The sequence below is a fragment of the Rhodanobacter sp. C05 genome (genome assembly GCF_002001165.1).
In the GTDB taxonomy this organism is placed as follows: Bacteria; Pseudomonadota; Gammaproteobacteria; order Xanthomonadales; family Rhodanobacteraceae; genus Rhodanobacter.
The window spans coordinates 358528-382502 of record NZ_MUNQ01000006.1 but is presented as its reverse complement, the minus strand read 5'-3'; the positions used below and the strand labels follow the sequence as shown (position 1 = coordinate 382502).

Genomic DNA, 23975 nt, shown 5'->3' with positions numbered 1-23975 from the left:
GCAACACCTTCCGGCGTATAACCCGCACCGCATTCAAGCGCTTCCCAATACACGCCCCGATAGGGTGAGGTAACCAGTGGAGTTGATTGCCGTTCCCGGACTTCAGGAGTTACCTGGAGTCCCTCGTCGCAAGCTCAACATTGTGATTTACGCTTGCACGCACATCGAAACAGAGAGAGTAAACGATGACCAACTGCGCACGCGTTTCAACGCGCATCGACCCAGCAATCCTGGATGCGGCGGCTGCGAATCTGAAGAAAATGGGGCTGACCATCGACGATCTCGTCCGCATGGTGATGACACACGCTGCGCACGACAAACTGAATCCGATGGACTTCATGCAACCCAGCGAGACTACCTTGGCCGCAATGCGCGAGCTGGAAGCTGGTGCTGGGAAGTCGTGCGACAGCGTTGACGAGCTGATGGCTGAACTGAATTCAGATGGTTGATCGGCGAAAGCATCCCGCATACCCATCGAAAGCTTGACCAAGCTGTCGCGGACACTAAAATGCGCGTGCCGATTCAGTTCGGCTTTCGAGACTGCAGCGAGATCCGATCCGGGATGGCAGTTGCAGCAGGACAGAGAGATGAGCGCCTCTGATACCTCGCGCGCCCCTACAGGCAACTGTGGGGGCTTTGCTTTTATGGGGTCGCGAAGCAGTCGATGGGCGTGCTGGGTCAGGGCTTCATGGCGCACGTGTGAGCTCGCCTCGACGTCGCTCGCGCCCCTTGTACTCGCAGCACATTGGCGCTCAGCAGAAGCTCGTGAGCGACGTCGTAGAGCGCCCCTTCAGTCGCGGTCGAGATGCTGCGAAAGCGGAAGTCGGCATGACAGCGGAGCAAGTATGGAGATTGGCAAGAAGCGCCTGAACTGTGGCGTGAGGGATACGGGCGCAGAGTGGATTTTCCTAGGGCTTCCACTCTGGGCAGATTCCAGGACGCAACATTTTTCATGATGGCAATCGCGGTCAGTTCAGGGAGGGCGCTTATACAACGCCGGGAATGCTGATCAGCCTGCAGCCCTGATCTCCAGCGATCTGCGGTGTAAGGATTCAATACTCAGTTTGCATCTCATTTACTTGACGTTAGCATGACGTTTGTCGCTCGCAGCCCTTGCCCACGCTCAAAAACGCGAATTCGCGCTGTCACGCGATCTGACTCGCATATTGACGCTTGAAACGCTCGAATACTGCAATCCGCGGCTCAGATGCTCAACCCAGCAAAGACGAACTTGAGCATGACTTGAGGTCGACTTGCATTGACTTGCGGTAGACCGACTGGTCACACCAACGTCCCGACGATGCACTCTCAACTGACCACCGGGAGTTTTGCCCGCGCCTGCCGTTCCTGATCGGAGTTTGTTGTCCCCTTTCTATACTGATTTATCACTCACAGAAGCGAGATAAATCACATGAAGACCAAAGCCGACGTCGCCTCCTATATCAGCCGCTCCATCCTTCTCTCCGGCAAGTCCAACATCCAGATCGCAGCTGAAGCAGGGTTCCCGAACCCGAACATCATCTCCATGATCAAGAGTGGCAAAACGCCCATGCCGATGGCACGCATCCCGGCGCTTGCGAAGGCGATGGGCACCGACCCGAAGGTCCTGCTTGATGGTTGTTTGGCTGCATACCATCCCGAGTTGCACAAAGTCATCTCAACACTGGCACCCAGCATGCTGATCTCACGCGGTGAGCTGTCAGTCATTCGTGCGCTCCGGCATGCAGTGAGGACGGGGTCGTTTGCGTAAATGCGTTTGTCGGATCGGGGTAAGCAGCCGTCTCCGCCCGCAAGATTTGACACGCCGCAGGAGCTTCATAGCGCTGCCCTGACGCCCTTCCAGGAGCACAGGCAGCCCACCCCACCAGTCGAGCATAAGAATTGCTTGAAACGCCATCTCTTAGCCCAGTCAGGAACGCCGGCATAGACCTCGTTTTTCATCCTCGACGCATGAGAGATGAGTCACGATTGTCTCGAACTGATCCGGATGGAACGATACGGATGACTCACTTCCTTGGAACCATACCTACCGACATCCCGGGATGTTCGTGACCAGCAAGTACATGCCGGACGTGCTCGTTCCTGTGCGGTGAAATGGACGCCGGGATGTCACGCTTCCTTCTTTCTTTTTATATTAGTTATTAGCTTTTAAGAAGTAATAAATATGCTCTTAAGGGAAGCGTGACCGGGAAACGTGACAGGCCAACAAACACTTCCGGACCCAACTTGCAGCGCACCGATAAGATACCGGATCACCATCCACGCCGTAGCCGCTATCTAAAACTCACACGCTCATACCTCGCTCTGCATCTGCATCTTCCGAATCTTTTCGCGATGCCTACGCTGCCTTTCAGCTGCCTGCTCTCGGTCACGAGCCTTCTGGGGGTCCGCGGTGCCTGAGCTCTTGATGAACTCGATATCGACGAGCTTACTCAGCTTCACGCATGCATCGCTGAGGGAGCAACCAGCGCACTGAGGCGCCGGTGGCAGCTGCTGCATGCCCAGACAGTGGGGGCGATAGGGCTTCTCCGATGCAACATGCAAGGTCATCGTCGGCGCGTATGGAAGGCTGATCGCGTCATCCACCACTTCATCATCAAATCGTTGACGCGCTTCAACCTCGTTGATGGCCAGACGTCGAAACATATAATTCGCGAGCCGTTCTGCCCAACGTCCCGGAGCAGCACGCTTTACATGCTCGGACATGGCATCCAGCGCCGCTTTCCTGGCAGGATCGTCCCGAAGGCTTGGAGCGAAGAACCGAGGATCCCAGTCGTCTGCGAACAGCTGAGCGATCTCGATCTCCTTCAGCCAAGCAACTCTCACTGCCTCAATCTGCCATGGGCGGCACAGCTGATTGGGTCGTGGAACCTTCTCGTAGTGGCGGTTGATTGCCACATCCATCGCAACGCTGATGAAGATCGAATACGACACTCCCATTGCATCTGCACACTGCCGAGCCTTCCAGAGTGACGTCATTTCAGCTCGCGTGTTGCATGCATACTCGGGATGAACCGGCTGCATTCCTGCAGCCTTGTGAAAGTCTTTGTATTGAGCATGTAGCCGTTTGAAGGCGGACTCGTATTCGGTCGAGAACAGCTCAGTCCGCTCAAATGCGCTCATATAGCGATACGGCAACCATGTCGTATCAGCCAGTGAAGGTTCGTCCTCAAGCATCCCAGGGTTGATGCACTCACGCGCGAAGATGAGTTCGGCAATCAGGGCAGCCCAAGTCCCTTCCTTCTTCCGTCCCGTGCGAATCATCACGGCACGTTTCTGCCTTTCCCGCATGTGGTCGCCGGACCACTTTCCTTTACCCATCATGGGTCTCCAAATTGATGAAGATCCTGCGCACGGGTCAGGACTTGCTGAATTTCTTGGTTGTCTGCACAGGGCAGACTAAGGTCTCTTACGTGCCACTGGGAATTTGCACCAGCGGGCTCGCGCGCGATGCACGCGAAACTCGTTCTCCACTGCGGATCGCTCTCATTTCTGAAAAGACCCTCGCCAGATGCGATCGCTCGCTTCCCTCTGGCTTCCCCCGCAAGAAAAGAAAAGGGCCTGCATGTCTGCAAGCCCTTGATACATCTGGCGCCCGAAGCTGGACTCGAACCAGCGACCCCCTGATTAACAGTCAAGTGCTCTAACCAGCTGAGCTATTCGGGCGTGAGCTGCGTAGTTTGTCGGGGCCGCGACTGGCTGTCAAGCCATCGCGGGCAGATCATCGGGCACTTTTTTCAGCCCGTCAGTACCCGGTAACACGGCACGTAAGCAGCGCCGCCAGGGAGCTTCATGCGATGCTGCTCGACAAAGGCCTGCAACAGCTTGTCCAGTGCCTGCATGATGTCGGCATCGCCGTCGATATCAAACGGGCCGGACTTTTCGATTGCCTGCACGCCCTCCTCCTTCACATTGCCTGCAACGATGCCGGAGAAGGCGCGTCGCAAGTCCGCAGCCAACTCATGCCGCGGCCTGTCGTGATGGAGCTGCAGCGCACGCATCGCCTCGTGGGTGGGACGAAACGGAGTCTGGAATGCCAGTGGAACCTGCAACGCCCAATTGAAGAAGAATGCATCCTTGGTGTCCAGTCGATGATTGCGCACCTTGTCGATGCCCTTGATCATCGCCTTGGCCACCGCCGCCGGATCGTCCACGATGATCTGGTAGTGCTGCGCCACTTCATCACCCAGGGTCAGCCGCAGGAAACGATCGATCTGCTCGAAATACGCTGCGGACTGCCGTGGTCCGGTAAAAATCAGCGGGAATGGCGTACCGGCGTTGTCCGGGTGCAGCAGGATACCCAGCAGATACAGGATCTCCTCGGCGGTACCGACGCCACCGGGAAACACGATGATGCCGTGGCCCATGCGTACGAATGCCTCCAACCGTTTCTCGATATCCGGCATGATCACCAGATGATTGACGATCGGGTTCGGTGACTCGGCGGCGATGATGCCCGGCTCGGTGATGCCGATGTAACGATTGTGCCGACGACGCTGTTTGGCATGCGCAATGGTCGCGCCCTTCATCGGCCCCTTCATCGCGCCGGGGCCGCAGCCGGTACAGATATCCAGTCCGCGCAGGCCGAGCTGATAGCCGACCAGCTTGGTGTACTCGTATTCCTCGCGCGAGATCGAATGACCGCCCCAGCACACCACCAGATTGGGGTCGATGTGCGGCTTCAGGATGCGTGCATTGCGCAGGATTTCGAACACGCCCTGGGTCAGGCCAGCCGATCCATCCAAGTCGAAACCGATCTGTTCCAGCTGGGTCGACACATAGACGATGTCACGCACCACCGCCACCAGCAGCTCGTTGATGCCGCGGATGATCTGGCCTTCCACGAAAGCCTGCGCAGGCGCATGGTTGAGCTCGATCTTGATGCCACGATCCTGTTGCAGCACCTGGATGTCAAAGTCGGGATACTGTTCGAGGATGGCGCGCGGATCGTCGCTGATGTTTCCGGAGGTCAGCACTGCCAGCGCGCAGCGGCGCAGCAAGGCATGCAGACCCGAGTCACTGGCACCGCGCAGTCGCGCCACTTCATTGCGGGAAAGAATATCCAGCCCGCCGACCGGCGAGATACGCGCGCTGACGGTAGCCGACTTGTCGCGCGTTGCGACGTTTGCATCATTCATCCGAATCATTCTCCTGACCGCCGGTTCGCGGTATCCGGTACATCATCAATCATGGGCAGACCGCGTAGCTTCCCGCGACGGCCGTATGCGGTCAAGCAAGGCAAAAAAACCGGCGCCCTCGCGGGCACCGGTTGTTGTCACGAGCTGGACGAAAGGTCAGAAGGTGTATTTCACCGTCAACTGCACCGCCCAGCGCTGGGCTAGATCGTCATTGTTGTTGACGTAGGTCGGAACAGCCTGCGGGTTGTAGTTGCCGTTACTGTCGATGTAGTTGGTGCAGGTCGCCGCGCCACCGCAGTTGATGTCGTAGATGTACTTGCCGGTTGCCGGGTTCACACCGTAGAAATCGGCCAGCGGACGACCGCCCGGGAATGTCACACGCTTCTCGATGCCCCACTTCTTGTTCAGCATGTTGGTGAAGTTGTAGACATCCAGCTTGATGACCCCCTTGTTGCCCTTGAAGATCCCGGGAATTTCCTGGCTGAAGCTGAGATCGAGCTGATTGATCCAGCCCGCCCGGTCGCCGTTGCGCTGGGCGATCTGGCCCTGATGATCCTTCAGGTAATCGTTGTTCTGGATGTAATCAAAGAACTGCTGTTGCTGGGCGACCGTCGCCGTGTTGCGGAACTCCACCTGACCCGGCTTAGGAATGAAGACCAGGTCGTTGACGTAGCCGTCGCCATTGGCATCGTTGCCGAACGACCAGCTGTACGGCGACGCGTTGTGACCATCGAAGAACGCACTCACGCTGGTGGTGTAGTTGCCGAAGAAACGGTGCTGCCAGTTGAGGCCGGCAATCACGCGGCGCGGTATCGAGTAGTTCGAGGGGCTCGCCACGTTCTCGTTCGGATTGGTGACGTAGTTGTACTTGTAGTTCGAGGTGGCCACGCTGGACGTGCCCGGATTCACCTCGGTCGCACGGCTCAGGGTAAAGCCGACCATGCCGGACCAGTCGCTCGAGAACGACTTCTTCAGCGACAGCGAGAGACTGTCCGCCGTACCACGGCTGGTGTTGGCCAGGTTGATGACATCATTGAAGGCCGCATAAGCCCCGGCACGCGCAGCCTGACCCTTGGCTTTGGGATCACTGTTGGCGAGCGCATAGAAAGTCTCGCGACCGTCAGGCAGCATGCCATCGACCGTACCCTTCACCAGTTGCGGCTTGCCCAGGTTCTGGTGCTGGTACAGGATCGCCTCGCGCTGGATGATGTGTTCGTAATCGGCCGTGGCGACCAGACCCCACCATGGCAGTTCCTTGTCGAAGCCCAGGCTCATCTTCCATGCGCTCGGCATGACGAGACCCGGCTGCACGGTGTTCACCGTCATCTTGCCCGCGCCCAGTGCGCCATCGTTCTGGGCGTGCGCATCTGCGCTGAATGGCGGGATGTTGGTGCCGTTGCACGGTGCCGGGCGGGTCGGCCCGCACGAATACTGGGTCTGGGTGACACCGGAGTTGGAGAAGATGTTGCCGATCCAGACATTCGGTGGGCTCGCGATGAACAGGCCTGCGCCGCCGCGCAGCTGGGTCATGTGCTCAGTGTTGAAGTTGTAGTTGAACGACATGCGCGGCTGGACCAGACGATTGCCGTTGATGGTGGTCTGGTTGCTGCGGCCGTACGTCGTGTCATACACCACATTGTTCAGCGGCTTGTCGCTCATCAACGGGATATCGACGCGGAAACCGTACTGCACCGACAGGTTGTTGGTGATCTGCCAGGTATCCTGCAGGAACACGCCCCACTGCTTGATGCCGTAGTTGGCGGCCACCTGGGCCTGGGTCAGGCCGTTTGCCGGACGGTTGTAGTAGTACTGGTAGTAGTAGCCGCGCTGGAAATTCTCGAGCCCGGTGTAAGGCTTGCCGGTGACCGGGTTGATGTCGGTCGAATCCTCGAAGGTGTAGCTGCCGAACGCGTTCTGCAGGAACAGGTTGTAGAACTTGTCCTTCTCGAAGTCGAAGCCACCCTTGATCGTGTGGTCGCCGGCGTAGTAGGTGCCGGCCCATGCTGCGCTGAGGGTGGACGTCCGCAACACGTTGGCCTGGCTGGAATATTCGGTGCCGAACTCCACCGCCGGACCACCGTAAGCCACCGGATACACGGTGATATCCGGCATGGCCACGCCGTTGTAAGGACCACGCAACTGATTGAAGCTGGCATACGACAGCGTGGTATCGGTCGAGAAGTCCGACGACCAGTCGTCGTAGAAATGCAGGGCATAGCTCTTGCTGTCGACCGCGGTGGTGTACCAGCCGCTGGACAACACCAGCTTGCTGGTGCTGCCGGTGATGATCGGCTTGGTTTCCTTGGTCTGGCTGTAGGTGAAGCTGGCTCGATGATCGTTGCTGATGTTCCAGTCGATCTTGCCGAGGTAGCGCTTGTCTTCGAGGTTGGAATTGCCGCCGCCGGACGAACCGATATCGGTCAGGCCATAGCTCGCAGCCGCATCACGGATCTGCTGGACCTGGGCCGTGGTCAGGCCGGCAATCGGCGAACCCGCACCCGAGTCCATCGGACCATACGGACTGCCGGCCGCAACCTGGGTGCTCTTCTCGGCCGAAACGAAGAAGAACAGCTTGTCCTTGATGATCGGACCACCGACGGTGGCGCCACTGGTCCACTGGCGATCGAAGCCCTGATACTTCACGTCGTTCTGGTTCTTGCCGATCATGTCGGTGTTCTGGAACACGTAGTACACCGAGCCGTGGAAATCATTCGTACCGCTCTTGGTCACCGCGTTCACGGTGGCGCCCAGGCCGCGGCGGGTTGCCGCGTCATAGTTGGCGGTCGAGATGTTGTATTCCTGGATCGTGTCCTGCGAGATCGGCGTACCGAGCGTCGGCAGGCCGTTCGCATTCAGGCCGAACGGATCGTTGGCGCTGACCGAATCGACGGTGATGTTGTTGTAGCGGCTGTTCTGGCCGATCGCGGACATTTCGCCACGGGCGCGATCGGTCACCACGATCCGCGGGTCAAGGCGCACGATGTTCTGGATCGAGCGACCCGGCGTCGGCGTAGCTTCAAGTTCACGACTGGAGATGTTCGTCGAGATACCCTTGTTGTCCGGGGAGAAGGTCTGGGCCAATGCATTGGCCGAAACGGTCACGCGTTCCAGATTCTTCACACCCTTTTCCGATGCCTGACTGCCGATGGTGAGGTTGATCGCCGACTCCTGCGCCAGCTGCAGGTAGACGTTGTCCTGCTCGCCCTTGGCCATGCCGTCCTTGGACACAGTCACATCGAACGGGCCACCCACGCGCAGCCCCTGTGCCGAATAACGGCCATCCGAACCGGTTGTGGTGACCTTGGTGGTGCCGGAAGGCTCATGCACGATCTGCACGGTGGCACCGGCCACGGGCTGGCCGCTCGCATCGAGCACGCGGCCACTGATCGAGGAGGAGGTGTCCTGCGCCAGGATCGGCGAGGAGGCAAGCAGCGCGGCGATCGCCAGCGGCAGCAATTTTGTGCGCAAAGTGCTTTTCATCGGACATCGGCCTTATGGTAATTCGCAAGAAATGACGAAATATGAGCAACAAGCAAGACAAATCGCCCGTCAGACACATCCTCAAGGCAATGATTTATCTTGGGTTTCCCCTGGATATGCCGATTGAAACCTGGCAATTCGGCACAGACAGCTTGCTCAAATTTACGCGCAATATATTACAAATTCGTAACTTTGTGCCGTGCCACTGCTTTTTGTAGCTTTGTCAAAGGTTATGACGACCACAAAAAAAGCCGGCACCCGAAGGTGCCGGCCTGATGAGCCACGCAGTACCTGCCGTGGGCGCGTGATTCCCGCTTTAGAAGAACGAGGCGCCGAGAGTCACCATGAGCGTACGGCTCGGCAGCAGCGAGTAGTACGGTGCCGAGGCATACAGGGTCGTACCGTTCTCGTCCTTGATCTTGTCCGGGTTGGATGCAAGGAATGCCGTGATGTTGTTGGCATTGGTGAGCGCCTTGCGATCCGTGAGGTTGTACACGTTGACCTTGATGTACGGCTTGCGGAACCACGACGCGAAGTCCTGGAGATGCCAGCCTGCGCTGGCATTGAGCGTGGTGTACCCGCCCACCTTCTCCGTATTGGACCAGTCGCCCCAGATCGAGCTGCGATACTTGGCGTCCAGGCTGACCCAGAACGGACCCTGATCGTAGTTCAAGCGCACGAAACCAATGTTCTTCGGCGTATTCAGCAACGTCTTGCCGTTGGTGTTGTAGATGCCGTCACCCTGCGAATCGAGAGATCCGACCAAGGTCGCCTTGGTATAGGCATACGAGCCGTACAGTGTCAGGTTCGGCGTGATCTTGTAGCTGGCCTCGGTGTTCAGGCCACGCATATGCACCTTGGGCAGGGATAGATATACCGTAGCGAAAGTATATTCATCGAAGCCGGAGATCTGCTTGTTGTTGAGACTGGACGAATAGGCATCGACGCTGGCCGAGAACGTGTCGTTGTAGAAGCGCCAGCCCAGGTCGGCCGTGGTCGCCGTTTCCGGCTTGTTGATGAAATCGCTCGCCGGTGAGACCTGGCCCGGAGCATCTGCAACAGCACCATTCTGCAAGGTGGCGCCATTGATCGGTGCGCGGAAGGTTTTGCCCCAGCCGAAGTAGAACTGGTTCTGTTCGTTCAACTGGTACTTCGCACCAAGGGTCGGGCTCACCTTGTGATAGGTCGAGCTGATATCGGCGACACCGTATTGCGTGTATCCGGAGCGGACCGAACCCGGATACTCGTAGTCGAAGCCGGTGCGCTCCACCCACAGGTAAGCCGCACCTGCGGTGAGGGTCCACTGGTCATTCGGCGTCCAGGTGTCCGTGGCGAATACCTTGCGGGTTTCGGTGGTGGTGTATTCGTTGTAGAGCTTCTGCACCGTGCCATCCGGATAGCGGATCAGGTCAGTCTGCGCCCAGTTGTCGGAGGGAATGCCCGTCGTCGGATCAACCGGGGTGAACTCCTCGCTCTGCTCCTGGCGCGGGCGTTCCCACCACACACCGTACTCGAGGCTGTTGTTCTCGCCGAAGTCCTGATTCAACTTGGCGATGACACCGGGACGAAGGGTATACGAGCTGCTCATCGAATAGACCAAGTCCTTGCCGCCGATGCTGCCGTTGCCGTTCAGATCCTGGTTGGTGTACTGGTACTGATCGGTCGTCTTCGTCGTTTCGGTGAAGGTGGTACCGCCACCGCCACCGCCGAAGCCGTACTGGAAGTAAGGCACCACCGACAGGTGCAGGTTGTCGCTCAACTTGAATTCGCCATCCATGCTGACCAGCCAGCTGCGGAATGGATTGGTGTGCAGCTTGTAGAAATTGGTGTCGGTGGGCGTCAGCAGGGTCGCATCGTAGTTCTGGTTGTAATTCTGCTGCGCCTGCGCCTTGGTCAGGCTTTCGTAAGTGTTGTTGAACTCGCGGTTGTACTGGAACGAAGCCGAGACGGAGTTGTTGTCATCGATGGTCCACAGCGACTTGCCATCCACCTTGGTCACGTTCTGCTCACCAGGGCCACGCCACAGGTCAGCCGAGTTGTTCGAATAGGACAACCATGAGCGCACCGGACCGGTATCGCCGGTATTCAGACGCAGGAAGGTGCGGCGGTAATCATTGCTGCCAAAAGTCTGGCTCGCGTCCAGGCCAGCCGTATGCGAAGGGTCGATGGTGGCCCAGGCGATCGAGCCGCCTGCCGCGCCGCCGATAGGCGTATCCACATCCGGATAACCTTGCAATACGGTGATGTCGCCATAGTTCTCTGCGTCGCCATACTCGGTCGCATAGACCTTGTAGTTGCCGCTGTCGTTGATCGGCGCGCCATTGACCGTCGTGCCGATTTCGTCGCTGGTGAAGCCGCGGATGCTGTAGTTGCCGTTGGCGAGACCCGTAAAGTCGTCGGTGGATGCATTGACGCCCGGAATACTGTCAATCATCTGCGCGAACGTCACGCCAGGCGCAGCCTTGACGATTGCATCGCGGGTGATGGTCGAAACCGCCTTGGGCGCGGTCTGTACCGACATCAGGCCACCGCCCAGCGAGAGCGACTGCCCGCTGACCTGCACTGTCTGCAGTTGCTGCACGCGCTTGGTGTCATTGGAGGTGGTCGTATTGGAGGTGCTTGACGCACTGGCACGCTGCGCCGTTTGGGCGGCAGGTGCGGGTGGCGCCTGATCGGGGGCGCTCTGTGCCATGACCATGCCGGCGCTCATGCAACAAGCCAGCGCAATGGATGCAGATAAGTAGGTTCGTTTCATTATGGATTCCATCTCTCAAGTCCAAACAAGTGAATGACCGTTTCAGCGGTCGATCGCATAGCAATTTTTCTGCACCCCTCCGGGGCGCTGAGCATTTCCATCCGGCTCAGCCAGCCATAACCGGGGAACTTCGGTAACCCCCAATGCTCCAGGTGCCTTGTAAATCAGGTAGCGCATTGTCTCGCCCGAGACTGGATCGCAAATTTTTACTAATAATCCCCAAGCAAGGCGAAAGAAAAAACGTAAAACTCGGGCACAAAAAAAACCCAACCTTCAAGTCGGGCAAAAAAATGCATGAATTTCCGAAATTACTTGCGTTTATTCCGCGCCGATCACAAATCGCGTGCTGTTGAAGGCACCCCGCTATCGTCCCGGATTTACCTTACAACAATTTTACAACAATTCCAGCCATCGCCGATTAATCGAATGGCTACACCATTTGCCCCCGACTGCCGCATGAATACGCTATGGCTTGAAACCGCACCGCCACCTTCCAGGGCGTCATTTCCGGGTCGGTTTAACGCATGCGGCCACCTACCTCATGGCTGGATGGCAGTTTCGACTCCTCCATCCACTGCCGTGCAGGACGTTTCGGGCAGATCAAGCCACCTTGCCGAGGTAGCGCGCCCGCTTGGCTGGCTTGAGTGTCGAAAGATCCAGCATCACCAGCCCGTCCACGCAACCGGAAAACCCCGGATCCTCGCCAAAGTCCAGGAACTGCACTCCGTCGGGCTCGACCAGATCCACATACTGGCGATACAGCACCGGCAGGCTGACGCCCAGCGCATCAAGATGATGTTTCAGCTTGCCCAGCCCAGCGGATGCATCAAGCCCCTCCAGCGCGAGCTGAACGCCGTGGATGACTTCGGTCGAAATGACAAACGGCTGCCTGGCCGCCGCCAGCCCCGGCGCGCCGAAATAATGCTGATGTGCGGCGGCGATCCATTCGCGGGCCTCCCGCGGCAGACTGACCGACATGCTGACCGGGCCGAACAGGTAGCGCAGTTCCGGATGGCGTTGCAGATACAGACCAATGCCCTGCCACAACTGATCCAGCGCACGCGAGCGCCAGTACGCCGGCGCGATGAAGCTGCGCCCCAGTTCCAACCCCTGCGTCAATCGTGACTCCAGCGCAGGTGAATAATCGAACAGACTGGAGGTATACAGGCCCGACATGCCGCGTTCGGCGATCAGCCGACCGCCATGACCGAGACGATAGGCACCCACGATTCGCAGGGCCTGAGGGTCCCACAGCACCAGATGCTCGTAATGCGGATCGCAGGCATCCAGATCGCGCCGTGCACCGGTGCCTTCACCGACCTTGCGGAACGTCAGCTCGCGCAGACGACCGATTTCGCGCAATACGGTGCTGTCGGCAACTCCCTTGAACAGCAATGCCTGCTTGCCATCGCTGAGCTCGGCCAGCTTTTCGGCCCGCGCCAGTTCAGCGGCGACCTGTTCGGCCGGTTCGGGGTGGGCCAGTGGCGCCTGCCCACCAAAAATCAGGCCGCGATGCCGGCCGACCCGATAGACATGCCGCCGCATCAACCGTGCGGCCTGAGCTGGTGAACCCTCGCTGCGCTGTTCGAGCTCACCGGCCGCGATCAGTGCACCGATGCTGAAACCGATCCGCCGGCTACCTGGCGCCACCGCTTCGCGCGGCAACATCGCCGTGCTCAACGGCCTGGCCAGCATCGACATGCCATAGAACATCGTCGAATTGCGCGCGGCTACGTGAACTGGCAAGACCGGCACCTTGCGGCGTAGCGACAGCCGCGCAAAACCATCCGACCAGCGCCCGTCGCGCACGCCATCGGCGCGCATCCGCGATACCTCGCCAGCAGGAAACACGATCAGGGCTTCGCCATCGTCCAGTGCGCGGTAAACGCCACGCAGACGCGAAGTCGCGCCCTTGCCGAACACGTCCACCGGCAGCAACAGCCGGCCCAGCTGCGGAACCGTCGCCAGCCAGTCGTTGCCGAGAATGCGCACATCGTTGCGCACCGAACCGATCAACTGCAGCAGTGCCAGCGCATCCTGCATGCCCAGGGGGTGATTGGCCACCACCAGCAGTGGTCCATCCAGCGGGATGTGTTCGCGCTCGCGTGAGTTGACGTGATAGCTGGTGCCAAGCACGTCCAGCACACGCTCGACAAAGTCAAAACCCGTGGCCGTGCCGACCCGATCCAGCACGCGGTTGAAACCGTCCTCGTCGGCCAGTCGCCCGAGCATGCCTGCGACCGGGCGACGGATAGTGGGGTATTGCGCCAGCCAGGGCAGGCGCTCGACCAGAGACTGCTCGATACTCAGCATGACCGTGTCCTCGAATCGACCCTCACTATCTTGCGGGTCGAATGTGACAACCGGTCGATGCGCCGACGCGCCAGTGGCGGCCGGTCCGGCGATGTCGCCGTTTCAGATGAATGCGTTCAGACGGCCAGATGCAGGAACGACGCCACGCCAGCCATGAACATCTGCACCGACAGCGCGATCAGCAACATGCCCATCACACGCTCCAGCGCGGTCAGCACGCTCTCACCGAGCCAGCGGAACAGATAGGTGGCACTGAGCAGAATCAGCGAGGTGGCCAGCCATGCCAGCAGCAGGGCGATCATCCAGTCGGCGGTACGGCCAGGCTGGGTGTTGGTCAGCAGCAACAACGCCGCCATCGCCGACGGGCCAGCCACACCGGGGATCGCCATCGGCACAATGAACGGTTCGCCTTCACCGGCCTTGCCAAAGATGCCACCGCCGTCGGCCGGCGGAAACACCATGCGGATGCCGATCAGGAACAGCACGATGCCGCCGGCAATGCTGATCGAATCCGGCTTCAGCTGCAGCAGTTGCAGGATGTGCTGACCGCCGATCAGGAACGCCACCAGCACACCCAGCGCGATCAGAAGCTCGCGCACCATGACCCGACGCCGACGCTTCGGCGGCACGTCCTTGAGCAGGCTCAGGAAGAACGGGATATTGCCCAGCGGGTCCATGATCAGAAACAACATGATTCCCGCGGACAACGTGGTCATCTGCGTTTCCATCTCGACTCCCTTCTCGTGAGGCGATCACCACGTCGGCGCATGCATTTACCCAACACGCAGATCCAGCACCGCACCACGCGCCGACAGCGCCTGAGCGCTCAACAGATAGACTGCTGCCGCAGCCGTGGCATCCGGCAACGGGCGCTGCATGATGTCCTCGCCGAAATACGCTTGCCGCCGCAGCGCAGTGCGCATCGGCGCCGGCAGCAGCGCATGCGTGCGCAGCGGACCGTTGTCGGTTTCCTCGTGCAGGATCGCCACGAAACGCTCCAGGGCTGCCTTCGAGACACCGTAACCGCCCCAGTGCGCGCGTTGCAGCAGCTCGGGATTGTCCAGCACGAACACGACTGAGCTGTCGTCGGACTGATTGAGCAAGGGCAGGCAGGCCTGGGTCAGCGCGAATGGAGCCGAGACATTCACATGCAATGCGCGCAGCCAGTCGTCCGGCTTGTGCATCGAAATCGGGGTCAGCCCGGTGAAGCTGGCGGCGCAGTGCACGATGCCGTCAAGCCGGCCCAGATCACGCTCCAGCCCCTCAGCCAGTGCGGTGTATTCGCGCGGCGTGGCCACCTCCATGTCGAGCGGATGGATCACCGGTTCCGACAAGCCTTCGGCCAGCATCGCGTCATACAACTGCTCCAGCTGGCGCTTGCGCTTGCCGGTGATCACCACGGTGGCGCCGGCGCGGGCTGCCGCACGCGTCACCGCGCTGCCGAGACCGCCATAGGCACCGGTCACCAGCACCACGCGAGCGGCCAGGGTGTCGGCAGCCGGCATCCAGCCCGACGGCAAGTGTGCGACAGGCAGGTCCATCAATGCGCCACTCCGGCGACATCACTGGCCATGCGCGCCAACTCACCGGCGGCGTTCAGATCCTCGATGATGTCGCAGCCACCGATCAGCTCGCCCTGGATGAACAGCTGCGGAAAGGTGGGCCAGTTCGCAAAATGCGGCAAAGCGGCGCGCACCTGTGAATCGGCCAGCACGTTGACCGCGTGATATTCCGCACCAGCCTCGGAAAGCGCCTTGGCGGCACGACTTGAAAACCCGCACATCGGGAACTCCGGCGTGCCTTTCATGAAAAGCACGATGGAATGATTGGCCAGCGTGGCCCTGATTTGTTCGTTGATGTCCATAGCTCGGTGTTTCATCTTTACAATGCAGGCAGACCGATATTGTATCAGTCAGCCGTCGGCTGCCGTCCGTTGCGCCGACCTAATCTCCCCAGCCACCGTCAAGGAGCCACACATGGCGATCGAACTTCCCCCGCTGCCGTACGAGAAGAACGCACTGGAACCGCACATCTCCGCCGAAACGCTGGAGTATCACTACGGCAAGCATCATCAGGCCTATGTGACCAATCTCAACAAGCTGATCGAAGGTACCGAGTTCGCGGATGCCGCTCTGGAAGACATCATCAGGAAGTCGTCCGGCGGCGTGTTCAACAATGCCGCGCAGATCTGGAACCACACGTTCTACTGGAACTCGATGAGCCCCAAAGGTGGCGGCGAGCCCAGCGGCAAGCTGGCCGATGCGATCACCAAGGCGTTTGGTTCGTTCGACAAGTTCAAGGACGAATTCAGCAAGTCCGCCGCCGGCAACTTCGGCTCCGGCTGGACCTGGCTGGTGCAGCGTCCGGACGGCTCGCTCGGCATCGTCAACACCTCGAACGCAGCCACCCCGATCACCGGCAGCGACAAGCCGCTGTTCACCACCGACGTGTGGGAACACGCCTATTACATCGACTACCGCAACGCCCGCCCGAAGTACGTGGAAGCGTTCTGGAATCTGGTGAACTGGGACTTCGCGGCCAGCAACCTGGCCTGATTGACTGGCTGGCACCACAAAAAACGGAGCCCTTGCGGCTCCGTTTTTTGTGGATCATTCCGTAGGAGCGTACAAGGTGCGCTTCTACAGCGACTGCAGTACCGGCGCCGCCTGCGTCCCACGCCCCAGAGCGTCGGCCAATGCGCTCAGGCGCATAACCAATTGCCTGGCATCCGGTGCGCACAGCGTGGCATGTCCTACCTTGCGTCCTGTTCGCGCCTGTTTGCCGTAATCGTGCCAGTGCGCATCGACGGCGCGCAGCACCGGTTCCGCTGTGGGCAGCTCGCCGATCCAGTTGAACATCGCCGACATGCCGCGTGCGCCGGTGTCGCCCAGTGGCAGGCCGAGCACCGCCCGTACGTGGTTCTCGAACTGGCTGGTATGCGCACCCTCGATCGTCCAGTGACCGGAGTTGTGCACTCGTGGCGCCATCTCGTTGCCGAGCAGTTCGCCATCCTTGATGAACAGTTCCAGCGCGAATACCCCCACGTAATCCAGCCGTTCGGCCAGCGTACGCGCCAGCGCCATGGCGCGCTGCTGCAACTGCTCGATATCCGGCGCCGGCGCCAGACTCATGGCCAGCACACCATCGGTATGCCAGTTGCGGGTCAGCGGCCAGATGCGGAAATCACCGTCGCGGCCGCGTGCCGCGATCACCGACAACTCGCGCTCGAACGGCACGAACGCTTCCAGGATCAAGCCGTGCTTCGAAGCCTGTGCACCCAGCGCCGCCCATGCGGCATCGGCATCGGTCTGGTTCCGCAGACGGAACTGCCCCTTGCCGTCGTAGCCCAGCCGCCGTGTCTTGAGAATCGCCGGTACACCGATCGCAGCCAGTGCCTGATCCAGCTCCTCACGTGTACCCACAGCCATGAATTCCGGCGTCGGCAGGCCGCACTCGCGAAACAGGGTCTTTTCGGCCAACCGGTCCTGCGCCACCGCCAAGGCCTGCGGTGCAGGCGACACCATCACCCGTGCAGCCAGCCAATGCGCCGTCTCGGCCGGCACATTCTCGAAATCGAAGGTGACTACATCAACCTGCGCGGCAAAGGTCTCCAGCGCGGCATAGTCGGCCCAGTCAGCCACCACCAGCGGCGCAACCTGCCCTGCGCAGGCATCGGCCGAGCTGTCCACCACCAGGGTCTTCACACCCAGTGGCGCCGCCGCCAACGCCAGCATGCGCGCCAGCTGACCGCCACCGAGGATGCCCAGCACGGGCTGGCGCCGATCACTCATTGACGCGGATCCGGCTGTTCCAGCACGGCCCGGGTCTGGCGCGCCCGCCAGGCATCCAGTGCCGTGGCCAGTTCGGGATCGTGCAGGGCCAGCACGGCAGCCGCCAGCAGGCCGGCGTTCACCGCACCGGCCCGACCGATCGCCAGCGTGCCTACCGGAATGCCGGCCGGCATCTGTGCGATTGAAAGCAGTGAATCCATGCCGTTGAGTGCCTTCGACTGCACCGGCACGCCGAACACCGGCAGCCGCGTCTTGGCCGCCAGCATGCCTGGCAGATGCGCGGCACCGCCGGCACCGGCAATGACTACCTGAATACCTCGTGCAACGGCCTGCTCGGCATAGCTGAACAGCAGGTCCGGCGTGCGGTGCGCGGAGACCACCTGCACTTCGTGCGGCACACCCAGCTCGGTCAATACCTCGGCCGCGTGCTGCATGGTTTCCCAGTCCGAACGCGAGCCCATCACCACGCCAACACGCGGCGTCTTGGTTGTACCTGTCATGGCCGAGCCGTCCAAAAACGGCTATTGTACGGGCTTTCCGCTACCCCCGGCATCCTTCAAAAAAGCCATCATGGACAAGCGTCTACTCGACATCCTGTGCTGCCCGGTCAGCAAAACGCCGGTACGTCCGCTGAGCAAGCACGAGCTCGACGCATTGAATGAGGCGATTGCCGCCGGCCAGGTCGATTCCGTCGCCGGCACAAGCGTCCGCGAGCGCGTGATCGAAGCGCTGATCACCACCGACCGCAAGGTGATCTACCGGGTTGAAGATGGCATTCCGGTAATGTTGCCCGAAGAAGGCATCGGCACCACCCAGCTCACGGCCTTCCCCAGCGCCCCGTAAAATCCTGCGCCGATGACCGAACTGTGGCCATGCATGACACAGATAGCCGCTTTGGCTTATCGTCACCATCCGTGCAGCATTTCCGGTTTCCGGCCGCACATTGCAATGTTTCAGGGGATTGGCGATGAACGAAGCCAGTGATCCATCCAGAGTCGTCAATCTGAGTCAGCGCATGGATCCCGCCAGCGAGCGTGGGGGTGAATTGCTCAACGCCGTGCGCAGCATCGCCAACCGGCGCCTGCAGCAATGGGTCGGCAACGCCTTCGAACATGTCGACGACGCGCTGTTCGACCTGGCCGAAAAAGCCGAGAACAACGCCGCCCAGATGCACTATTTCGACGGCATGCGCGAAGTGCGCAAGCGTCGCCCTGCGGTGGAACGGCATTTCCTGGGCGCCATCAGCCGCAGCCTGGGCGAAATGACCCATCCATTGCAGCAGTCATCCGCTGGCGCACCGGCAGCTCCGGGGACCGTCGAGCTGTCGCTGGTGGCCGACAATGAACTGGAAGAGTCACTCGCCATCACCAGCATGATCGGCAAGAACGAGTCGCGGCTCGCACGTGACCTGTTCGCCGTCAACCAACGGCTGTCGGTGATCTGCGGCGGCCACAAGATCGACGATGCCAGCAACCCGGTGGCCCCGGCGACCCTGGCGCAAGCCTTCCGCCAGGCGTTGCATGAGCTCAGCGCAGACATGCGCGTCAAGCTGATCATCTTCAAGCTGTTCGATCGCTACCTGCTGTCGTCGCTGGAAGAGCTCTACCAGGAAATCAATACCGAACTGGCGCGTGCCGGCGTACTGCCGCATCTGCGGCATGAGGTCGCGCGCGGTGCAAGCGCCAGGACCGCAACCAATTCCAGCAATGCCAGCGCACAACCTGCGAGTGCCGCAGCGGAGAATGGCGAGGAAGCTGGCGACATTCCGAGCGATCTGCTGCAGACCCTGCATGCGCTGTTCAGTGCCCGCCGCGGTTCGGCCGGCATCAATGCGGGCAGTGCAGGTGGCATGCACGCAATACCGACTGGTCCGCTGCCTTCAGCCAATGAATTGCTCGGCGCACTCAGCGTATTGCAAAGCCAGATCGCCAGTGCCGGTCCGCTCCCCTTCGCCCAGCCCGACGACGCTGCCGAGCTCAGCCGCGAAGTCATGCAGTTGAAGGGACAGCTGCTGAGCCAGATCGGCGCCTTGCGCGGCGAGCGTCCGAGCCACGTGGCCACCATCGATGAGGACACCATCGACCTGGTCGGCATGCTGTTCGAGTTCATCCTGGAAGATCGCAACCTGCCTGCCGAGATGCAGGTCATGCTGGCCCGGCTGCAGATTCCCTACCTCAAGGCAGCGATCCTCGATCGCAAACTGTTTGCCCATCGCCAGCACCCGGCGCGCCGGCTGCTGGACTGCCTGGCCGAGCAGGCCAAGGGCTGGTCGGAGGAATCCGACCGCGACCGCCGCCTGCACGACAAGGTGAAGTCGGTGGTCGAGCAGCTGTTGCATGAATTCGACGATGACATGGGCATCTTCGAGCGCCTGCTGAACGACCTGCAGCAGTTCCAGGACGTCAACAAGCGGCGTTCCGAGCTGGCCGAACAGCGTGTGGCCGAATCCACCCGCGGCCGCGAGAAGCTCGAGCAGGCGCGTCGCCGCGCCGCTCGCGAGATCCTCGATCGCATTGGTGACCGAAAGCTTCCTCCGCTGGTGCACGGCGTACTGGCGCGGGCCTGGGCCAACCACCTGGTACTGACCCTGCTGCGCCAGGGCGAAGACTCGCCCGAATTCAAGGGCGCTTTGCGCTTCGTCGACGAGTTCATCGCCAGCACTCGCCCCGCTACTGATCCGGAAAGCCGGCATACTCTGCGGCAGATGTTGCCCGGCATCGAGCGCGCATTGCGTCAGGGTCTGGCCAATGTGGCCTTCCAGGAGCACGACACCGAGCGCCTGCTGGCCCAGCTGCACGCCTACTATCGCCAGCAGCTTGGCGAAGCCCCCGAGACGGCCGGGGTTGTCACTACCGACGAAGACACCGCCATGCTGGCCATACCTGACAGCATCCAGCCGGTCGTCGAACGCGAGGCCGAACCGGAAGAAAACAGCATCGACGACAACGTCGCGATCTCCCCGGACAGCCCCGAATGGCAGCAGGTCCAGGCATTGCAACCAGGCACCTGGCTGGAATTCAGCCATCTCGAAGAAGCGATGACCCGCGCCAAGCTGTCGTGGATCAGCCCGATGAGCGGGCGCTATCTGTTCGTCAATCGACGCGGCCTGAAAGTGGCGGATTACTCGCCGCAGGAACTGGTCGTCCTGCTGATTGATGGCTTGGCCCGTGTACTTGCCGCCAATGCATTGTTTGACCGCGCATTGAGCGCCATCGTCGGCCGTTTGAGCCAGCCGGACAACACCACAGCGTCTGCTTCGGACACGGAATGAGTCAACCATTTGTACCGGTGGCCCCGGATGCCGCCCACGTCGCCATCGATATCGAACGCGCCCTCGCCGAGGATCTGGGTCAGGGCGATGCCACCGCCGAACTGCTGCCGATTGATGCCCACGCGCACGCCACGCTGACCTGCCGCGACTCGGCAGTGATCGCGGGCACGGCATGGTTCGATGCCTGTTTTCGTCGGCTCGATCCCGCCGTCCAGATCGATTGGCAAACCCGAGACGGGCAGCGGGTCGATGCCGGTACCGTCATCTGCCGTCTGTCGGGCCATGCCCGTTCGCTGGTCAGCGCCGAACGCTCGGCGCTGAATTTCCTGCAGCTGCTTTCCGCTACAGCCACGGTAACCGCTGATTATGTGGCCGCCGTGGCCGGCACTGGCGTGCGTATCCTGGACACCCGCAAGACCGTGCCAGGCCTGCGTCTCGCGCAGAAATACGCCGTGCGCTGCGGCGGTGGCCACAACCACCGCATCGGCCTGTATGACGCGATCCTGGTGAAGGAAAATCACATCATCGCCGCCGGCAGCATCGCTGCCGCTGTGCAATCGGCACGGCAGCTGCACCCGAACCTGTTGCTGGAAGTCGAAGTGGAGAACCTCGACGAACTGGCGCAAGCGATCGATGCTGGCGTGGACCGGGTCATGCTGGACAACTTCAGCCTGCTGCAGATGACCGAGGCCGTGCAATTCACTGGCGGTCGTGTGCCCCTGGAAGGGTCCGGCAATGTCGACCTGCACACGATCGGCGAGTTTGCCCGTACCGGGGTGGATTTCATTTCGGTTGGTGCGCTGACCAAGCATGTGCGGGCGATCGATCTATCACTTCGACTGCAACTGAGCTGATCTTGCCGACTTGCGGTCGGGTGCTGTCGCCCACACACTGCGGGCATGAGCGACCTTTCCGATCTGCTGCTGTTACTGGTGTTGGTCGCCATGATCGGGCTGTGGCTGAGGCTCAGCGTGGCGCGTGAACGCGCCGTGCGGGAAGCTCGTCGACAATGCCAGCAGCACGGCCTGCAGTTGCTGGACGAGACTGTCGGTCTGCGCGCCGTGCGTCTGCGTCGTATCCACGGCCTGCGCCGGCTTGAACGCTGTTATGGCTTCGAGGTGAGCATCGATGGACATGATCGCGAGCCGGGACGCCTGTGGATGCTGGGCGATGCACTGAGCAGCCTGAGCCTGCCGACCATCGAGCTGCTGCCCACACGTGAATCCGTATCCGGATCAACCTTGCCTGCTGCGATCAGCAACGTCATACCGATGCATCCGCATACCCGCACCGGTGACCGGCTGCATTGAACCCCTTGATCGGGATTCGCCGATCAGTCTCTACTTGACCACCCGAAGGTGCGGCGCACCGCGCTTGGGCTTGCTGTCGCCACCGTCATCGGCACCGGGAGCCGGCGGCGTGTCGTCAGGCTCCGGCGCTGACGGTGGCGTATCACCGCCCTCTTCGTCGGCGGGAAACATCATGCCCTGCCCGTTCTCCTGGGCATACAGCGCCAGGATCGCCTGCACCGGAATCTGGATGGATTGGCTGGCGCCGGAAAAGCGGGCCTGGAAACTGACCCATTCGTTGCCCAGATCCAGGTTCGCCACCGCACGCATGGCGAGATTGAGCACCACCTGGCCGTTCTTGATCACTTGCGGCGGCACCCGCACACCCTTGAAAGTGGCATCGACCAGCACGTAGGGCGTGAGGTTGTTGTCACTGATCCAATCGTAGATCGCCCGCAGCAGGTACGGGCGGTTGGAACTCATCGGCACGGTGTCATGCTTGCTCATGGAGTTGCCGCATCGCCTTTTCCTGGTCAGTCATGCTGCGCGCAAAACCCTGGCTGTGGAACAGGCGCTCGCCATAGTCAATGATCGGCTTGCCCTCCCGACCCAGATCGACCCCGAGCCACGGCAGTCGCCAGATCACCGGCGCTACCAGACAGTCGGCCAGGCTCATCTCCGGATTGAGGAAGAACTTCGACGCCTTGAACAGCGGCAAGGTGGACAGCAGTTGCTCGCGCAGACGTTTGCGCGCGGCCTCGGCCGGGCGGCCGCCGGCACGGATGGTGTCCACTTCGGGCAACCAGTCCTTTTCGATGCGCACTGCCGCCACGCGCAGCCGCGCACGCGATTGCGGGTCGATCGGCATCAAGGGTGGATGCGGATAACGCTCGTCGAGGTACTCGCAGACCACCGCCGTATCAAACAGGGTCAGATCGCGATCGATCAGGGTCGGTGTACTGGCATACGGATTGAGGTCGATCAGGTCTTCCGGCGGCTTGGCCGGATCCACCAGCACACGTTCATAGCTGACCCCCTTGGCGGCCAGCACCAGTCGCGCGCGATGACACTGAATGTCATCGGCCGTGGTGTAGAGCGTCAGTACCGTACGCGAGCGAACGCTTTGAACCATGCCGCGATTCCCCATCGGTGAGACGACTGCGGCGGCTCATGGCCGCCGCAGTCGGAGTGCCATCCGGTATCAGTGGACGTCCTTCCAGTATTCCTTCTTGAGCATGTAGGCCAACAAGGTGAAGAACGCCAGGAACAACAGCACCCAGATCCCGTAGTGATGACGCTGCAGGGCCGCCGGTTCGGACGTGTATTCCAGGAAGCTGGTCAGATCGCGGGTGGCCTGCTGGAATTGCGCCGGGGTCAGCTTGCCCGGCTTGGCCAGCTCAAGCTTCTCCACCTCGTCCGTGCCCGGCTTCATCACCGCGGCCTGCGTGCCCTGCAGCTCCCACAGCGGGAACGGCATGGCGGCATTCGGCAACGCGGTATTGTTCCAGCCGATCGGGCTGTGCGGATCCAGGTAGAACGAGTTGAGGTAGGTGTAGACCCAGTCCGCACTCTTCGCACTCACTTCCAGCGAGAGATCCGGCGGAGCCTTGCCGAACCACTTGCCGGCCGACTCGGCGGGCATGTGCGAAATCACCGGATCGTCGAACCGGGCGCCGGTGAAATTGAGGTTCTGCATCACTTCCTGTTCGGAAAGACCCAGGTCCTCGGCGATGCGCGAATAGCGCACGTACTTCAGCGAGTGGCAGCCCACGCAGTAGTTGAAGAACAGCCGGGCACCGCGCTGCAGCGAGGCCTGATCGCGCACATCGGAACCGGACTTGAGCAGCCCCGATTCACCTTCGGCGTGCGCCGGCATGGTACCGACCAGCAGACCGAGTGCCAGCGCGGCCGAGGAGAGAAAATGCTTCATCGTGATCT

At 60.8% G+C, this 23975-nt stretch carries 20 protein-coding genes and 1 tRNA gene; 7 read left to right on the top strand and 14 right to left on the bottom strand.

Going from position 1 to position 23975, the window contains the following annotated elements:
• Positions 1–185 precede the first annotated feature (185 nt).
• Both B0E51_RS04290 and B0E51_RS04285 read left to right on the top strand, forming a co-directional pair.
• A complete protein-coding gene (locus B0E51_RS04290) occupies positions 186–449 on the top strand; it encodes a type II toxin-antitoxin system RelB/DinJ family antitoxin (protein ID WP_077443587.1) in 264 nt (87 codons plus the stop codon).
• Between the two features lie 962 nt (positions 450–1411).
• Positions 1412–1750 carry a hypothetical protein gene (locus tag B0E51_RS04285; protein WP_077443586.1) on the top strand — a complete coding sequence of 113 codons (339 nt, stop codon included), beginning with the start codon at positions 1412–1414 and terminating at the stop codon, positions 1748–1750.
• Positions 1751–2292: 542 nt separating this feature from the next.
• Here B0E51_RS04285 and B0E51_RS04280 read toward each other — a convergent pair.
• From B0E51_RS04280 to grxD, 9 genes are all read right to left on the bottom strand, one after another.
• A complete protein-coding gene (locus B0E51_RS04280) occupies positions 2293–3324 on the bottom strand; it encodes a hypothetical protein (protein ID WP_077443585.1) in 1032 nt (343 codons plus the stop codon).
• 265 nt (positions 3325–3589) lie between these two features.
• Positions 3590–3666, bottom strand: a tRNA-Asn gene (locus B0E51_RS04275).
• A 71-nt stretch (positions 3667–3737) separates the two neighbouring features.
• A complete protein-coding gene (gene ppnN / locus B0E51_RS04270) occupies positions 3738–5138 on the bottom strand; it encodes a nucleotide 5'-monophosphate nucleosidase PpnN (protein WP_077443584.1) in 1401 nt (466 codons plus the stop codon).
• Positions 5139–5294: 156 nt separating this feature from the next.
• Positions 5295–8618 carry a carboxypeptidase regulatory-like domain-containing protein gene (locus B0E51_RS04265; RefSeq protein ID WP_077443583.1) on the bottom strand — a complete coding sequence of 1108 codons (3324 nt, stop codon included), beginning with the start codon at positions 8616–8618 and terminating at the stop codon, positions 5295–5297.
• 316 nt (positions 8619–8934) lie between these two features.
• The gene (locus tag B0E51_RS04260) at positions 8935–11373 is read right to left on the bottom strand and encodes a TonB-dependent receptor (protein WP_077443582.1); all 2439 of its coding nucleotides are present in this window, start codon (positions 11371–11373) and stop codon (positions 8935–8937) included.
• Positions 11374–11973: 600 nt separating this feature from the next.
• Positions 11974–13686, bottom strand: coding sequence for a lysophospholipid acyltransferase family protein (locus B0E51_RS04255; protein ID WP_077443581.1), 1713 nt, complete (start codon positions 13684–13686; stop codon positions 11974–11976).
• A gap of 116 nt (positions 13687–13802) precedes the next feature.
• Positions 13803–14402 carry a YhgN family NAAT transporter gene (locus B0E51_RS04250; RefSeq protein WP_077443675.1) on the bottom strand — a complete coding sequence of 200 codons (600 nt, stop codon included), beginning with the start codon at positions 14400–14402 and terminating at the stop codon, positions 13803–13805.
• 57 nt (positions 14403–14459) lie between these two features.
• A complete protein-coding gene (locus B0E51_RS04245) occupies positions 14460–15227 on the bottom strand; it encodes an SDR family NAD(P)-dependent oxidoreductase (RefSeq protein WP_077443580.1) in 768 nt (255 codons plus the stop codon).
• Complete coding sequence (grxD, locus tag B0E51_RS04240; RefSeq protein WP_077443579.1) at positions 15227–15550, bottom strand: Grx4 family monothiol glutaredoxin; 324 nt, start codon at positions 15548–15550, stop codon at positions 15227–15229. Before grxD ends, B0E51_RS04245 begins: the two co-directional genes overlap by 1 nt.
• 112 nt (positions 15551–15662) lie before the next feature.
• On the opposite strand from grxD, the gene B0E51_RS04235 reads away from it, so the two are divergent.
• On the top strand, positions 15663–16241 hold the full coding sequence (locus B0E51_RS04235) for a Fe-Mn family superoxide dismutase (RefSeq protein ID WP_077443578.1): 579 nt from the start codon (positions 15663–15665) through the stop codon (positions 16239–16241).
• 84 nt (positions 16242–16325) lie between these two features.
• On the opposite strand, the gene B0E51_RS04230 is transcribed toward B0E51_RS04235, so the two are convergent.
• Complete coding sequence (locus B0E51_RS04230; protein WP_077443577.1) at positions 16326–17477, bottom strand: 5-(carboxyamino)imidazole ribonucleotide synthase; 1152 nt, start codon at positions 17475–17477, stop codon at positions 16326–16328.
• Entirely contained in the window at positions 17474–17977 is a 504-nt protein-coding gene (gene purE / locus B0E51_RS04225) for a 5-(carboxyamino)imidazole ribonucleotide mutase (RefSeq protein WP_077443674.1), read from the bottom strand. Before purE ends, B0E51_RS04230 begins: the two co-directional genes overlap by 4 nt.
• Positions 17978–18047: 70 nt before the next feature.
• Here purE and B0E51_RS04220 point away from each other — a divergent pair, with 70 nt between their 5' ends.
• From B0E51_RS04220 to B0E51_RS04205, 4 genes are all read left to right on the top strand, one after another.
• Positions 18048–18320, top strand: coding sequence for a Trm112 family protein (locus B0E51_RS04220; protein ID WP_077443673.1), 273 nt, complete (start codon positions 18048–18050; stop codon positions 18318–18320).
• A 124-nt stretch (positions 18321–18444) separates the two neighbouring features.
• Complete coding sequence (locus B0E51_RS04215; protein WP_077443576.1) at positions 18445–20748, top strand: DUF1631 domain-containing protein; 2304 nt, start codon at positions 18445–18447, stop codon at positions 20746–20748.
• Complete coding sequence (gene nadC, locus B0E51_RS04210; protein WP_077443575.1) at positions 20745–21602, top strand: carboxylating nicotinate-nucleotide diphosphorylase; 858 nt, start codon at positions 20745–20747, stop codon at positions 21600–21602. The genes B0E51_RS04215 and nadC overlap by 4 nt, the downstream gene beginning before the upstream one ends.
• Positions 21603–21647: 45 nt before the next feature.
• Positions 21648–22058 carry a DUF3301 domain-containing protein gene (locus tag B0E51_RS04205; protein WP_077443574.1) on the top strand — a complete coding sequence of 137 codons (411 nt, stop codon included), beginning with the start codon at positions 21648–21650 and terminating at the stop codon, positions 22056–22058.
• 30 nt (positions 22059–22088) lie between these two features.
• Here B0E51_RS04205 and B0E51_RS04200 read toward each other — a convergent pair whose 3' ends face one another.
• The 3 genes from B0E51_RS04200 to B0E51_RS04190 all read right to left on the bottom strand — a co-directional run bounded on the left by B0E51_RS04200 (position 22089) and on the right by B0E51_RS04190 (position 23967).
• Positions 22089–22544, bottom strand: coding sequence for a ClpXP protease specificity-enhancing factor (locus B0E51_RS04200; protein WP_254424402.1), 456 nt, complete (start codon positions 22542–22544; stop codon positions 22089–22091).
• On the bottom strand, positions 22531–23169 hold the full coding sequence (locus B0E51_RS04195) for a glutathione S-transferase N-terminal domain-containing protein (protein ID WP_077443671.1): 639 nt from the start codon (positions 23167–23169) through the stop codon (positions 22531–22533). Before B0E51_RS04195 ends, B0E51_RS04200 begins: the two co-directional genes overlap by 14 nt.
• Before the next feature lie 69 nt (positions 23170–23238).
• Positions 23239–23967: a cytochrome c1 gene (locus B0E51_RS04190; RefSeq protein WP_077443573.1), complete on the bottom strand. Its 729-nt coding sequence runs from the start codon at positions 23965–23967 to the stop codon at positions 23239–23241.
• Positions 23968–23975: the final 8 nt, after the last annotated feature.

Excerpts from the sequence above, each read along its gene's own strand:
- B0E51_RS04290 (WP_077443587.1), top strand. The coding sequence starts at position 186 with ATGACCAACTGCGCACGCGTTTCAACGCGCATCGACCCAGCAATCCTG.
- B0E51_RS04285 (WP_077443586.1), top strand. The coding sequence starts at position 1,412 with ATGAAGACCAAAGCCGACGTCGCCTCCTATATCAGCCGCTCCATCCTT.
- B0E51_RS04280 (WP_077443585.1), bottom strand. The coding sequence starts at position 3,324 with ATGATGGGTAAAGGAAAGTGGTCCGGCGACCACATGCGGGAAAGGCAG.
- ppnN (WP_077443584.1), bottom strand. The coding sequence starts at position 5,138 with ATGAATGATGCAAACGTCGCAACGCGCGACAAGTCGGCTACCGTCAGC.
- B0E51_RS04265 (WP_077443583.1), bottom strand. The coding sequence starts at position 8,618 with ATGAAAAGCACTTTGCGCACAAAATTGCTGCCGCTGGCGATCGCCGCG.
- B0E51_RS04260 (WP_077443582.1), bottom strand. The coding sequence starts at position 11,373 with ATGAAACGAACCTACTTATCTGCATCCATTGCGCTGGCTTGTTGCATG.
- B0E51_RS04255 (WP_077443581.1), bottom strand. The coding sequence starts at position 13,686 with ATGCTGAGTATCGAGCAGTCTCTGGTCGAGCGCCTGCCCTGGCTGGCG.
- B0E51_RS04250 (WP_077443675.1), bottom strand. The coding sequence starts at position 14,402 with ATGACCACGTTGTCCGCGGGAATCATGTTGTTTCTGATCATGGACCCG.
- B0E51_RS04245 (WP_077443580.1), bottom strand. The coding sequence starts at position 15,227 with ATGGACCTGCCTGTCGCACACTTGCCGTCGGGCTGGATGCCGGCTGCC.
- grxD (WP_077443579.1), bottom strand. The coding sequence starts at position 15,550 with ATGGACATCAACGAACAAATCAGGGCCACGCTGGCCAATCATTCCATC.
- B0E51_RS04235 (WP_077443578.1), top strand. The coding sequence starts at position 15,663 with ATGGCGATCGAACTTCCCCCGCTGCCGTACGAGAAGAACGCACTGGAA.
- B0E51_RS04230 (WP_077443577.1), bottom strand. The coding sequence starts at position 17,477 with ATGAGTGATCGGCGCCAGCCCGTGCTGGGCATCCTCGGTGGCGGTCAG.
- purE (WP_077443674.1), bottom strand. The coding sequence starts at position 17,977 with ATGACAGGTACAACCAAGACGCCGCGTGTTGGCGTGGTGATGGGCTCG.
- B0E51_RS04220 (WP_077443673.1), top strand. The coding sequence starts at position 18,048 with ATGGACAAGCGTCTACTCGACATCCTGTGCTGCCCGGTCAGCAAAACG.
- B0E51_RS04215 (WP_077443576.1), top strand. The coding sequence starts at position 18,445 with ATGAACGAAGCCAGTGATCCATCCAGAGTCGTCAATCTGAGTCAGCGC.
- nadC (WP_077443575.1), top strand. The coding sequence starts at position 20,745 with ATGAGTCAACCATTTGTACCGGTGGCCCCGGATGCCGCCCACGTCGCC.
- B0E51_RS04205 (WP_077443574.1), top strand. The coding sequence starts at position 21,648 with ATGAGCGACCTTTCCGATCTGCTGCTGTTACTGGTGTTGGTCGCCATG.
- B0E51_RS04200 (WP_254424402.1), bottom strand. The coding sequence starts at position 22,544 with ATGAGCAAGCATGACACCGTGCCGATGAGTTCCAACCGCCCGTACCTG.
- B0E51_RS04195 (WP_077443671.1), bottom strand. The coding sequence starts at position 23,169 with ATGGTTCAAAGCGTTCGCTCGCGTACGGTACTGACGCTCTACACCACG.
- B0E51_RS04190 (WP_077443573.1), bottom strand. The coding sequence starts at position 23,967 with ATGAAGCATTTTCTCTCCTCGGCCGCGCTGGCACTCGGTCTGCTGGTC.